Source organism: Gordonia spumicola (assembly GCF_009932475.1).
Lineage (GTDB): Bacteria > Actinomycetota > Actinomycetes > Mycobacteriales > Mycobacteriaceae > Gordonia > Gordonia spumicola.
On sequence record NZ_BJOV01000005.1, the window covers coordinates 2,365,066 to 2,377,461 of the forward strand.

General features: G+C 70.9%; 14 protein-coding genes. 4 read left to right on the plus strand and 10 right to left on the minus strand.

Annotation, left to right across the window (positions count from 1 at the left end; all coding sequences use genetic code 11):
- Nucleotides 1-157: 157 nt before the first annotated feature.
- The 8 genes from GYB83_RS22380 to GYB83_RS22415 all read right to left on the minus strand — a co-directional run bounded on the left by GYB83_RS22380 (nt 158) and on the right by GYB83_RS22415 (nt 6,778).
- Nucleotides 158-1,162: a HoxN/HupN/NixA family nickel/cobalt transporter gene (locus tag GYB83_RS22380; protein WP_228461728.1), complete on the minus strand. Its 1,005-nt coding sequence runs from the start codon at nt 1,160-1,162 to the stop codon at nt 158-160.
- On the minus strand, nt 1,129-1,839 hold the full coding sequence (locus GYB83_RS22385; protein WP_161897459.1) for an urease accessory protein UreD: 711 nt from the start codon (nt 1,837-1,839) through the stop codon (nt 1,129-1,131). The genes GYB83_RS22380 and GYB83_RS22385 overlap by 34 nt, the downstream gene beginning before the upstream one ends.
- A complete protein-coding gene (gene ureG, locus GYB83_RS22390) occupies nt 1,836-2,546 on the minus strand; it encodes an urease accessory protein UreG (protein ID WP_161897460.1) in 711 nt (236 codons plus the stop codon). The genes GYB83_RS22385 and ureG overlap by 4 nt, the downstream gene beginning before the upstream one ends.
- Nucleotides 2,539-3,189, minus strand: a complete 651-nt coding sequence (locus tag GYB83_RS22395) for an urease accessory protein UreF (RefSeq protein WP_161897461.1) — start codon at nt 3,187-3,189, stop codon at nt 2,539-2,541. Before GYB83_RS22395 ends, ureG begins: the two co-directional genes overlap by 8 nt.
- A complete protein-coding gene (locus GYB83_RS22400; RefSeq protein WP_161897462.1) occupies nt 3,189-4,886 on the minus strand; it encodes an urease subunit alpha in 1,698 nt (565 codons plus the stop codon). Before GYB83_RS22400 ends, GYB83_RS22395 begins: the two co-directional genes overlap by 1 nt.
- Nucleotides 4,886-5,218 (minus strand): urease subunit beta, encoded by a 333-nt coding sequence (ureB, locus tag GYB83_RS22405; protein WP_161897463.1) that lies wholly within the window; start codon nt 5,216-5,218, stop codon nt 4,886-4,888. The genes GYB83_RS22400 and ureB overlap by 1 nt, the downstream gene beginning before the upstream one ends.
- Before the next feature lie 10 nt (nt 5,219-5,228).
- The gene (locus tag GYB83_RS22410; protein WP_161897464.1) at nt 5,229-5,531 is read right to left on the minus strand and encodes an urease subunit gamma; all 303 of its coding nucleotides are present in this window, start codon (nt 5,529-5,531) and stop codon (nt 5,229-5,231) included.
- 170 nt (nt 5,532-5,701) lie between these two features.
- Nucleotides 5,702-6,778 (minus strand): hypothetical protein, encoded by a 1,077-nt coding sequence (locus GYB83_RS22415; protein ID WP_161897465.1) that lies wholly within the window; start codon nt 6,776-6,778, stop codon nt 5,702-5,704.
- A 272-nt stretch (nt 6,779-7,050) separates the two neighbouring features.
- On the opposite strand from GYB83_RS22415, the gene GYB83_RS22420 reads away from it, so the two are divergent.
- A complete protein-coding gene (locus GYB83_RS22420; RefSeq protein ID WP_161897466.1) occupies nt 7,051-7,230 on the plus strand; it encodes a hypothetical protein in 180 nt (59 codons plus the stop codon).
- A gap of 4 nt (nt 7,231-7,234) precedes the next feature.
- Here the strand turns inward: GYB83_RS22420 and GYB83_RS22425 are convergent, their stop codons facing one another.
- A complete protein-coding gene (locus GYB83_RS22425) occupies nt 7,235-7,903 on the minus strand; it encodes a trimeric intracellular cation channel family protein (RefSeq protein WP_443093435.1) in 669 nt (222 codons plus the stop codon).
- Nucleotides 7,904-7,995: 92 nt separating this feature from the next.
- On the opposite strand from GYB83_RS22425, the gene GYB83_RS22430 reads away from it, so the two are divergent.
- On the plus strand, nt 7,996-8,235 hold the full coding sequence (locus tag GYB83_RS22430) for a hypothetical protein (protein ID WP_161897467.1): 240 nt from the start codon (nt 7,996-7,998) through the stop codon (nt 8,233-8,235).
- Nucleotides 8,232-9,596 carry an AIM24 family protein gene (locus GYB83_RS22435; protein WP_161897678.1) on the plus strand — a complete coding sequence of 455 codons (1,365 nt, stop codon included), beginning with the start codon at nt 8,232-8,234 and terminating at the stop codon, nt 9,594-9,596. Before GYB83_RS22430 ends, GYB83_RS22435 begins: the two co-directional genes overlap by 4 nt.
- On the opposite strand, the gene GYB83_RS22440 is transcribed toward GYB83_RS22435, so the two are convergent.
- Nucleotides 9,585-11,006: an aminotransferase-like domain-containing protein gene (locus GYB83_RS22440; protein WP_161897468.1), complete on the minus strand. Its 1,422-nt coding sequence runs from the start codon at nt 11,004-11,006 to the stop codon at nt 9,585-9,587. The two genes, GYB83_RS22435 and GYB83_RS22440, sit on opposite strands and share 12 nt — an antisense overlap.
- Nucleotides 11,007-11,091: 85 nt before the next feature.
- Here GYB83_RS22440 and GYB83_RS22445 point away from each other — a divergent pair, with 85 nt between their 5' ends.
- Nucleotides 11,092-12,354: a pyridoxal phosphate-dependent aminotransferase gene (locus GYB83_RS22445; RefSeq protein ID WP_161897469.1), complete on the plus strand. Its 1,263-nt coding sequence runs from the start codon at nt 11,092-11,094 to the stop codon at nt 12,352-12,354.
- The last annotated feature ends 42 nt before the right edge of the window (nt 12,355-12,396 follow it).

Genomic DNA, 12,396 nt, shown 5'->3' on the forward strand with positions numbered 1-12,396 from the left:
CCTCCACTCACCGTTTGATCGGTTGGTGAGGCAAAGGTATGCAGCGGGTGTCACCGGCTCGGGGCGGTCATGTTTCGGCGACGCTACGCAGCGACAGTGCGTGTTAAGTCCAGCAGCGGCAGTGCGTGTTAAGTCCAGCAGCGGCAGTGCGTGCGTGTCACGACCGAACGCCGGGCCGAGTGAGGACGAAGACGGCCGCCCAGATGGTGAGGAGCACTCCCGTGAGCCAGAAGCCGAGGGTCGCGAGGTCGACGCCGCCGATCCAGGCGAACGGTCCGCTCCACCCGAACGAATCGGAGGCGACGGCCGACAGCTGCACCGCCGCGATCACGACGGCGACGGCCGCCGACAGGCCGGTCATGACGAGCGAGTACGACAGCACCCGCGACCGGTCGCGGGACGGCGCCCAGGCGTAGGCGCGACGCATCACCGCGCCCTGCACCGTGTCGAGCAGGGACATGCCCGCCGCGAACAGCACCGGCAGCGTCAACACGGCCCACCACGGGACGGCGCCGAGCGTCGCCGAACCGGCGAGTGCGAGGAGCCCGATCTCCGTCGCCGTGTCGAATCCGAGTCCGAAAGTGAAGCCGACCGCGTACATGCGGGTGGGACGGTCGACGACGTCCTCGAACCGTCGCAGCATCCGCCACATGAGGCCGCCCGGCGCGGCGCCCGACGCGGACAGCGACCGCACGTTGATCACCGCGATCACGATCAGGAACACGGACGAGACGACGGGTCCCCACACCCCGGTCACCGCGTGCAGGCCCGACCCGTCGTCGGTGACGGCCCGGCCCAACGCGCCGACCCCGACCACCAACGCCAGGCACAGCAGGAAGACGACGCTCGAGTGACCGAGCGAGAACCACAGTCCGACAGTCGACGCGGGCCTGCCTCGATCGACGAACCGGCGGGTGGTGTTGTCGATGGCCGCGATGTGGTCGGCGTCGAACGCGTGGCGCAGGCCGAGCGCGTACGCGGCGAGGCCGACGCCGAGCGCGGCGGGCCCCGCCGAGTCGTAGACGACTCCAGACGGCACGACCACGGCGAGCAACGTGCCCCAGCCGATCATGTGCAGTCCGACGATCACCGCGACCGCCCGTCGTCGGCCGGGGTCGCGGGCCGCCGTCACGTCGTCGCGAGTGAAGTCCATGCGTTCCATGTGTCCTCCAGTGGACTGTCGTGCACCGCCGATCCGAGGGTGCGCGCGAGCGCCCCCGGACCGGCGAGCGCCATCGTGTGCGGTTCGCTGACGTCGTCGGGCCGCGCCCCCGCGATCAGGATCGATTCCATCACCCGATGGTCGCCGAGCACTCCGGGTTCGCGATGGTCGCCGGTCGCGTCGACCGACTCGACGAGCAACGGCCGCCCGTCGACGTCGACCACGGTCTCCAGGTGCACTCGGCCGCCCCGCTCCCCCGACCGACCGAGGACGACGACGTCCCGGACCGCGGCCCTCGCCCCGGCGGCCAGCGTCAAGCGAGTGCACCGGTGCAGGTCGGCTCCGTCGGCGATCACCGTCTCCAGGCCGCGCCAGACGAGCCATGCGCCGTCGTCGAGGGTCACGTCGGTGATCCACGACGACGACCGTCCGTCGGCGTCGTAGGCGACGGTGCCGCCGACCTCGACCAGTTCCAGTCCGCAGCCGGGGCCGACGCGGACGTCGAGTCCTATCCGGTCACCGCCGAGGATCATCGCTCCGCCCGCGACGAGGGCCACGCGAGCCGTCGCGGCCGTCCGTTCGAGCAGTCGCGGCACGAACGTCGCGCCCGCCGCCGCGGACATCGCGACCCTGGCCCGGCCCGCCGCGGCGCGAACCTCGATCCTGGCGCCGGTCAATGCGTGTGCGGATGATCGTGATCGTGCGAATGCGAGTGCGGGGCCATCGGTCCGGGGTCGACGGGAGTGTGGGTGCCCTCGCGATGCGCGGCGAGGACGTCGAGCACCCACGCGCGCAGCGCCTCGACCGACTCCGCGTCGGTGCGCGACAGGGCGAGGACCGGGCGTCCGTCGCGGGCCGCCGACGCATCGGCCACCATCTGCGGGACGTCCACGCCGACGTACGGCGCGAGGTCGGTCTTGTTGACGACGAGCAGGTCGGCGCGGCCGATCCCCGGACCGCCCTTGCGCGCGACGTCACCGCCGCCCGCGACGTCGAGCACGAAGATCTGCGCGTCGACGAGGGCAGGCGAGAACGTCGCCGTCAAGTTGTCGCCACCGGACTCGATGAGGACGAGGTCGAGTGGGGCGAAGTCGGCTTCCAGGTCGTCGGCGGCGAGAGCGTTCGCGGTCACGTCGTCGCGGATCGCGGTGTGCGGGCAGGCGCCGGTCTCGACGGCCCGGATGCGGTCGGGATCGAGGACGCCTGCCGACCGGAGGAACCGAGCGTCCTCGTCGGTGTAGATGTCGTTGGTGATCACGCCCAGTTCGAGCTCGCCCGCGAGGGCGGAGCAGACCGTCGCTATCAACGACGACTTGCCGGTGCCGACGGGCCCGGCGATGCCGAGTCGGAGTGCACGGGACGCGGTGCTGGTGAGTTCAGGCACGGAACAACCTCTGGGTCAGGCGCGCATGGGCCTGCGCCCACGCTTCGCTTTGCGGGGCTCCCGCCGCCGGGATGTCGGCGGGATCGGTCAGAGCGGCGATCGACGCCGTCCTCGGTTCGACTGCCGCGCATGCGTCGAGGATCCACCGGGTGGTGTCGACGGGATCGCGCGGTTCGAGTTTCAACAGGGCCGCGGACGCGGTGGCCGCGTCGTCGTACACGGCCAGCCGCACGAGGTCGGTCGCGGGCAGCCCGGCGACGGCGGCGACGGCGCCGATCACGACGGCACGACACGGACGGTCCGGCAGGTCGTCGAAGACCACCGCATCGGGCCATACACGCCGCGCCAGCCGCAGGTAGCCGCGGGCCTGCGCGCGCGAGGCGTCACGCAGCGCCGGCGACGGCGTCCGCGCGGCCCACGCCTCCTCGACGTCGTCGAGGCGCCCGCCGGTGACCGCCGCGTGCCGGGCGACGACGGCCGCCCCGGCCTCCACCAGCGACGTGGTGCGTGCGCGGGCGACGAGCAGACCGTGTGCATCCCGAGCAGGCATCCCCGAGGTGAGCGCGGGTTCCATACCCGCCGAGTACGCGTGTCCGCCGGTGGGCAGGCGCGCGTCGGCGAGCAGCATCGCGACGACCGACATCAGAACATCGAGTACAACTGGGCGAGCGGCAGCTCGGTGGCGGGCGACGGAACGACGAGGTCGCCGTCGATGCGGATGTCGAAGGTGTCCGGTCGGATCTCGATCGCGGGCAGGGCGTCGTTGACGCGCATGTCCTTCTTGCCGATCTCCCTGGTCGGCGCCACCGCGGCGAGCCTGCGCCGCAGACCGAGACGCTCGGCGAGACCGTCGTCGAGCGCGGCCCGCGACACGAACGAGACCGACACGTCGGCGCCGATCGCGTCACCGAACGCGGGACGTTGCAGCACAGGCTGCGGTGTCGGGATGGAGGCGTTGGGGTCGCCGAGGGCCGCCCACGCGATCACGCCGCCCTTGATCACCAGGGCGGGCCGCACCCCGAAGAACCGCGGGTCCCACAGGACCAGGTCGGCGAGTTTGCCCGGCTCGATCGATCCGATCTCGTGGTCGATGCCGTGGGCCACGGCCGGGTTGATCGTGTACTTGGCGACGTACCGGCGGGCGCGGAGGTTGTCGGCGGGTCCGCCCAGCGGCCCGCGGCGATCCTTCATCACGTGCGCGACCTGCCAGGTCCGGGTGATCACCTCCCCGATCCGGCCCATCGCCTGCGCGTCCGACGATGTGATCGACAGCGCGCCGATGTCGTGGAGGACGTCTTCGGCCGCGATCGTCGTCGCCCGGATCCGTGATTCGGCGAATGCCAGGTCCTCGGGCACCGACGGGTTGAGGTGATGACACACCATCAACATGTCGAGGTGTTCGGCCACGGTGTTCACCGTGTGCGGAAGCGTCGGATTGGTCGACCCCGGGATGACGTTGGGCAGTCCCGCGATCGACAGGATGTCGGGCGCATGACCGCCGCCCGCCCCCTCGACGTGGAACGCGTGAATGCTGCGGCCGCCGATCGCGGCGACGGTCGAGTCGACGAATCCGGCCTCGTTGAGCGAGTCCGAATGCAGCGCCACCTGCAGTCCCCAGTCGTCGGCGGCCCGCAGCGCCGCGTCGATCGCGGCCGGAGTGGCGCCCCAGTCCTCGTGCACCTTGTAGCCCGCGGCTCCGCCCAACGCCTGTTCGGCGAGTCCGGCGGCCGACACCGTGTTGCCCTTCCCGAGCAGCAGGACGTTGAGCGGCACGTGGTCGAGGGCGCGGTGCATGTGCGCGAGATGCCACGGCCCCGGGGTGACCGTCGTGGCCTTCGAGCCCTCCGACGGGCCCGTCCCCCCGCCGATCACCGTGGTCAGCCCGGTCGCGAGCGCCTCGTGGCACTGCGACGGCGACAGCAGGTGGACGTGGGAGTCGATGCCGCCCGCGGTGAGGATCCGGCCCTCGCCGGAGATCACATCGGTGCCGGGGCCGATCACCAGGTCGGGATGGACGCCGTCGGCGATGTCGGGGTTCCCCGACCGGCCGAGGGCGACGATCCGACCGTCACGGATCCCGACGTCACCGCGCTCGATCCCCCACCAGTCGAGGACGACGACGTTCGTGATCACCGTGTCGAGGGCTCCGTCGGCCCGCGGCGTGGTCGCCTGCCCCATCGACTCGCGGATCGACTTGCCGCCGCCGAACACCGACTCCTCGCCGCCGACCGTGTGGTCCTTCTCGATCTCGATCCACAGGTCGGTGTCGGCGAGCCGGATCTGGTCGCCCGCGGTCGGCCCGTACAGCGACGCATATGTCGTGCGGTCGATCGTGACCATCAGCGCCGGTCCTTCCCGAGCGCGATGCCGGGCACCAGCCGACGGCCCCGCAGGGCGACGGCGACGATCCGCTTGGAGGCTCCGGGCTCGAACCGCACCGAGGTGCCCGCGGCGATGTCGAGCCGGAATCCGCATCCGGCGGCCCTGTCGAAGTCGAGCGCCGGGTTCGCGTCGGGAAGGTGCAGGTGCGAACCGATCTGGACTGGCCGGTCGCCGGTGTTGACGACCACGAACTCGGCGCGCTCGTCCGCAGAGCGGTCGGCGTTGAGTTCGACGGTCCCGGGTCGGACTCGGACCGCGCCCGGCCCGTCGGTGCGGAGGGTGGACGACACTGCGGGCTCCTCAGTCGATGGGGTGATGGATGGTCACGAGCTTGCGACCGTCGGGGAACGTCGCCTCCACCTGGACGTCGTCGATCATCTCGGCGACGCCCGGCATCACGTCGTCGCGCCCGAGGACGCTCCGTCCGCGTTCCATGAGTTCGACGACGCCGACCCCGTCGCGGGCCCGCTCGACGACCCACGTCGACAGCAGCGCGATCGCCTCGGGGTGGTTCAGGAGCACCCCGCGCTCGTGCCTGTCGCGGGCCACCATGCCCGCGACCGACAGCAGCAACTTCTCGGTGTCGCCCGGTGTCAACTGCATGCGACCGCCTCCTCGCATCGGGTCGTCGTCGACCCCGATCCTGCCATCGCGCGAAGGCCGTCTCGACCACGAACTCGCTGTTCGGGGGCGAAATCCGAGGTCGTCGGACACCGCGTCACAAGAACGTCACGCAGTCGAAACAGGCCGGAAAACCCGAGGCCGCGCGAGGGTCAGTAGTCGATCGTGTGCTGGGCGAGAATCGCCAGGATCTCGTCCTTCTGTGCCGGGTCGCGTTCGATGCGCGCGTCGACGTAGGCGTGGAAGTCTTCGATCGGCTCGCCGAGGATCTCGACGGTCGACGTCCAGTCGCCGCCGTCGACGCGGTCCCAGATGTCAAGCAGTGAGCCCGCGACTCGCCCCTCGACGGTGTCGCCGTCGTCCCAGTCGGCCATCTCCCCGACGCCCCCGGTGTCGATCGAGTCGCCGTCGTCGAACACGTGTCGCGTGTCGCCGAGCAGGTGAGCGGCCACCGCGACGGCGAACCCCTCGGTCCACGCGCAGGTCGGCGTCGTCGCCGTGGGCGTGGAGTGCTTCTCGCAGCCGACCACCTCGGGCAGACCGCCGCCCTCGGCCAGATGCGACTGGAACCAGTGCCCGGCCTCGTGCAGGATCACGTGCCTCGACTGGACGTCGGTGTGCCCGAGGATCACCTCGCCGGTCGCCTCATCGAAATAGGACGCGTCGGGTCCAGGCTTCGGCGCCCAGCGGACCACGAGCGGATCGCACATCGATTCCGTCCAGCAGTCGGGCGTGCCGGTGCTCCGCCGGCCGTAGAGGACGCCGAGGGTGTCGACGATCCGCCACGCCTGAGACGGGTCGTGGTCGTCGCCGACCACGACGTCGCCGAAGTCCTTCGACGACGTGGTCGCCTCGGTGCCGTACGTGAACTCCTCACCGTCGGCGTCGCTGACGACCGTGACCCGCGTCAGGGCGCTCGCCGACCGGAACGTCATGCTCCGGCTCGGTCCCTCGGGCGCGCACGCCCGCCATGATCCGTCGGCGGAGTCGGTCTGACCTCTGTGGACCACGACGGGCCCGGACGACTGCTGTTCGACGAGTTCCCAGTCGACGCGCCGCGCGGGAGCGGTGGTGACCGGAAGGTCCGTGCCGCGTTCGGCGTCCGGCGACGAGTACTGCAGCACCCCGGACAGGCACGCCTCCGGCCGGACGTCGTGGCCGGTGACGACGACCGCGGCGACCGCCACCGCCGCCAGCCCGATCCCGCTCAACGCTCTGGTGACGCCCACGTGATTGCTCCCCCGAGTCCGATTGCCCACCATTAACGAACGGTGTTCATAATCGGAGGGCGGTGGTCGACTGTCAAGCGATGCGACGCTTTGCGAACCTTGTCGCCGCGTGCCCCTACACCGCCGCGCGCACTCGCGCGCGGCGAGCACGAAAATGTGACAGAACCACCGACGGCTGTCACATCCGACCCGCGTACGACGATCACACGAGTGTGCATGTTCGAAATCAGCCAGTCGGACGCCCGGAGACCGGGAGTCGACCGCCTCGCCCGGTGCGTCCCGCCGTCGCCGGGCGGCACGACATCCGTCGTCTCGCAGATGCGTGCGGCCGCACCGCGGCGCTCGACGACCACGTGACCGACGTCCTCCACCCCGTCGACCCGATCAGGGTGCGCCACGGCTCCCCCGCGATGCTGTGGGTGCGACAGGGCTTCCCCTTCACCGACGACTGACGCCTCAGCGGCCGACGTAGTGCGGGCGCGGGCCGTGCCAGCTGTACTTCACGGCGGCCAGGCGAACCACGGTGATCAACGCCGCGCACGACAGCCCGATCCACGGGCGGTACCAGTCGAAGTGCATGACCGTCGTGGTGACGACCGCTCCGGCGAACGCCGGGATGGCGTACAGCGGCTCGTCGGTGCGCAGCACGGCGGGGATGCGACCGGACAGCAGGTCGCGGATGACACCGCCACCCACTCCGGTGATCAGTCCGAGCAACGCGGCGGCGGGCGGGGCGACGCCCCACTGGTAGCCGACGGCCGTCCCGGTGACGACGAACAGGCCGAGCCCGACCGCATCGGTGACCTCGAGCGGCCACCGCTGCAGCGCGGCGGGCGGATGCCAGAAGAAGATCACCAGACCGGTCAGTGCGGCGGCGACCAGGAAGGTGAAGTCGGTGAACGCGACGGGCGGGGTCCTGCCGATCAGCAGGTCGCGGATCACACCGCCGCCGAGCGCCGTCATCACCGCCAGGAAGACGATGCCGACGATGTCGAGGTTGCGTCGCACCGCGATCAGCGCGCCCGACGCCGCGAACGCCACCACGCCGACCGTCTCACCGATCTGCTGGACCATCGACGCGGCGTCGTCGAAGCTGCTCGCCAGTATCGCGTCCACTGCGGTCACGTCCCTTCGTGTCGGCGTCGTGCACGAGGATTATCCGGCATCGGCGCGCATACGATGGCGTCGACCCGTCCGACCAGAAGAGGAGGCCTCCCGTGGCCAAGAAGAAGTGGAACCAGCTCACCCCCGGCCAGAAGGGTGTGATCATCGGCACGGCGGCCGTCGACGCGGCGTTGCGCGTGTGGGCGGGCAGTGACCTCGCGAGCCGTCGCCCCGACGAGGTCAACGGACCGAAATGGCTGTGGGGCGCGGGTCTGTCGCTGGTCAACACCGCGGGAGTGCTGCCCGTCCTCTACCTCGTGAAGGGTCGGCGGGTCGCGCCATCGGTAGGCTGACCGATGTGAGGTCATTGTCCCCCGGCGAGAATCTTCCGCTCGGCTCCTCGACCGTCCGCGTGGCCGTGCGCAGCGCGTCGCCGGTCAACACGTCGGCACTGCTGCTGACCGCGAACGGCCGGGTCCGGTCGGACGCCGACTTCGTGTTCTACAACCAGCCGACGGCGCGCGGCGTGCGGTACCACGACGAGGGAAGCGCCGACGTGATCACCGTCGACACGACCGCGGTGGACCGCGACATCGAGATGATCGCGATCACCGCCAGCCTCGACGGCACCGGACCGCAGTCGTTCGCCACCGCGGGTGCGCTGTCGGCCACCGTGACCGACGCGAGCGGCACGGGTGTCGCCGAGTTCGTCGTCCCCGGCCTGACCAGCGAGACCGCCGTCGTCTGCCTCGAGGTGTACCGGCGCGCGGACGCCTGGAAGGTGCGGGCCCTCGGCCAGGGGTACGACACCGGGCTCGCCGGTCTGGCGACCGCGTTCGGCATCACCGTCGACGACCCCGAACCGGAGCCCGCCGCGCCGCGGGTCGCCGATCCGCAGCCGTGGCCGCCGACCCCGTCACCGCCCGCCGCCGCCTCTCCCGTTCCGAATCCGGCCGTCCCGTCCCACCCTGGAGGACCCATGCAGAGCGAACTGTTCACCCCGGCGCACGCGGAGGTCCAGACACGGGGCATCCAGAAGCAGGGCAGCAAGATGTGCCGTGTCGGCCTCGACGGCGAGATCATGGCCCGGCAAGGATCGATGGTCGCGTACCAGGGCAACCTGCACTTCGAGGGACTCGGCGCGGGCGGCTTCGGCCGCATGATGCGCCAGGCGATGACCGGTGAGGGCGTCCCCCTGATGAAGGTGACCGGCCGCGGCGACCTGTTCCTCGCCGACAACGCGTGCGAGGTCCACCTCATCGACCTCGACGGATCGGACGGCCTGACGATCAACGGCGCCAACGTCCTCGCCTTCGAGCCGTCCCTCCAATACAACGTGGAACGGATGCACGGAGCGGGATCGATGAGCAACGCGGGCATGTTCAACTGCGTGTTCCGCGGCCGGGGCCGCATCGCCATCACCACCAACGGCACCCCGGTGGTGCTCAACGTCGCGGGCGACACCTTCGCCGACCCGCAGGCCGCCGTCGCATGGTCGTCGAGCCTGCAGACGTCGGTGAAGACGAACGACAGCTTCGGCATGGGCACGATCATGGGCCGCAGCACAGGCGAACGGTTCACCCTCGCCTTCGGCGGCCAGGGATTCGTCGTCGTCCAGCCGTCCGAGCAGCCTCCGGGCGGCTTCATCGGCGGAACCGGCAAGGGTCAGGACGCAGGCGTCGGCGGCATGCTCGGCGGCTTCCTAGGACGCTGACCGCCCCAGCACCGCACGCAGCGTCGCCCCGAACTCCCGTGCGTCGCGGGCTCCGAGCCTGGCGTAGTTCAGCACGAGCCCGGAGATCGGGTGCCGCGACGACTGACTGCTCAGGGCGCGCGTGCGCCACCCCTCCCGTTCGAGGGCGGCGACGACGGCGTCGTCGTCGCGGCCGGGCAGCAGGACGCACAGGTGCAGTCCGGCCTCGACGCCGGTGACGGTCAGGCCGGGGCATTCGTTCGAGAGCGCCTCCACCAGCCGCGACCGGCGATCGCTGTACACGCGCGACGCCCGCGCGAGATGACGGTCCATCGAGCCCGCCGCGATGAACTCCCCCAACGCGTCCGCGGGCAGCGCCGACGGTCCGCGCCGGTGGACGGCCAACCAGCGTTCGACGTCCCGCCGCAACGCGGCGGGCGGCAGGCACCACGCCACCCGCAGATCGGGTGACAGCGACTTGGACGACGTCCCGACGTATGCCACGTTCTCGGCCCCGCCCGGCAGGGTCGCGAGAGCGGGAAGCGGTGCGACGCCGTAGCGGAACTCTCCGTCGTAGTCGTCCTCGATCACCAGCGATCCGGTCCGCACCGCCCACTCGACGAGCGCGACCCGGCGGTCGACGCTCACCCGGTGGCCGAGCGGGTACTGATGCGCGGGTGTGGTGAACACGACGCCCGGCGCGTCGCCGAGGAGTCGCACGTCGATGCCGTCCGGATCCACGGGATGAAACCGCAGGTCGAGGCCTTGTTCTCGGGCCATGAGGACCGCGCCCCGGTACCCGGGGTCTTCGATGTGGAACGGGATCGGCCCGTGGTCGGCGTGCCGCGCCGCGAATACCGCGCAGAGCGCCCCTACCGCCGAGCGGGAGCTGTCGAAGAGGAGCGGGTCGGCCGCGGCGATCCCCCGATGACGCCGGAGATGCCCGGCCAACGCGGCCCGGAGGACGGGACTCGGCTCGTCCCACGGGTTCAACCCGGCCATTCCGGCCGCCGCGACGGCACGGACCGCTCGGCGCCACTCCCGCTCGTCGACGAGGGTCGCGTCCGGGATTCCGGGTCTCAGGTCGCGCCGTGACCGTCCGGCACGCGGCGCGACCGTCGGCTCCGGCGGCGCGTCGCTGCGCCCGCGCGTGCGTGCTCCCGCCCGTGCGGCCTGACCGGCTCCGCTGCTGACCCTGGTGCCCGATCCCTGGTCGGAGACGACGAATCCCGCTGCGGCCAGCTCGTCGAACGCCCGGACGACGGTGCCCCTGGACAGGCCGGTCTGCTGGGCGAGCGACCGACTGGACGGTATCCGGTCGCCGTCGACGAGACCTCCGTCGGCGATGGTGTCGACGATCGCCTCCACCAGTTCGGACGCGCCGGACACGTCGGGAAGCACGAGCGATCCGGAGCGAGGGGGACGTGCCATACCGACAGGATACCGACGAGTGGTCCAACGGAATTCGCAAATAGTGGACCTTCTGACAAGCCCACCCAGCGGGTGGAATGAGGGCATGACAACGTTCCGACAGTCTCATCGTCTCCGCAACGTCCGATACGACGTCCGCGGCCCCATCCTCACCGAAGCCATGCGTCTGGAGGCGCAGGGGCACGACGTCCTGCGCCTGAACCTGGGCAACATGCGTCCGTTCGGCCTCGAGGCCGACCCCGAGATCGTCGCCGCCGTCACCGCCGGACTCGATGCCGCGCAGGCGTACTCCGACTCGCGCGGGCTGCCGCAGGCCCGGGAAGCCGTCGCCGACCACTACCGGCGTCAGGGTGTCGGAGCCGTGTCGTCCGACGACGTGTTCCTCGGCAACGGGGTCAGCGAACTGATCACGCTCACCCTGCAGGCACTCGTCAATCCCGGCGACGAGATCCTCGTCCCCGCACCGGACTATCCGACGTGGACCGGGGCCGTTCACCTGACGGGCGGCGTCCCCGTGCATTACCTGGCCGACGAGGCGAACGGGTGGAACCCGTCGATCGACGACATCGAATCGAAGATCACGCCGCGCACCACGGCCCTCGTGCTCATCAACCCGAACAATCCGACGGGAGCCGTATACAGCGAGGAGACCGTGCGCGGGATCGCCGACATCGCGCGCAGGCATGGGCTCGTCCTGCTCAGCGACGAGATCTACGAGGAGCTCGTGTTCGGCGACGCGCGCCATCACCACGCGGCCCGCGCGGCGGGCGACGACGTCCTCTGCCTGACGTTCGGCGGCCTCTCCAAGTCGTACCGGGTGTGCGGCTACCGGGCGGGATGGGTCGTCGCGACCGGCCCGCTCGAGGAGGCGTCGGACCTCCTCGAAGGCCTCACGCTGCTCGCCAACATGCGGGTGTGCCCGAACGTGACCGGCCAACACGCCATCCCGGCGGCCTTGGGATCGGAGCGATCGCCCGAGACCGTCGACCCCGGAGGACGATTGGAACACCGACTCGCACACACGGCCGCCGCACTGAACGCGATCCCCGGCGTCAGCTGCGTGGCGCCGCGCGGAGCGCTGTACTGCTTCCCCCGCATCGACACCGAGATGTACGGGATCACCGACGACGAGGAGTTCGTCGTCGACCTCTTGCGGTCCGAACACCTCCTGGTGACCCACGGAACCGGCTTCAACTGGCCCGAACCCGACCACTTCCGGATCGTGTGCCTGCCGGACACCGACGTACTGGACCGTGCCCTCGCATCGATCGCGGACTATCTCGCGCGGCGTCGGGAGGCGGTCCGGGTCGGTGGTCGCGCCCTGGCCGCCACGGCGCGGCGGAGCTGAAGCGGTCGACGCCGGATGCTTGACTCCCGGTGCTCGGTGGAC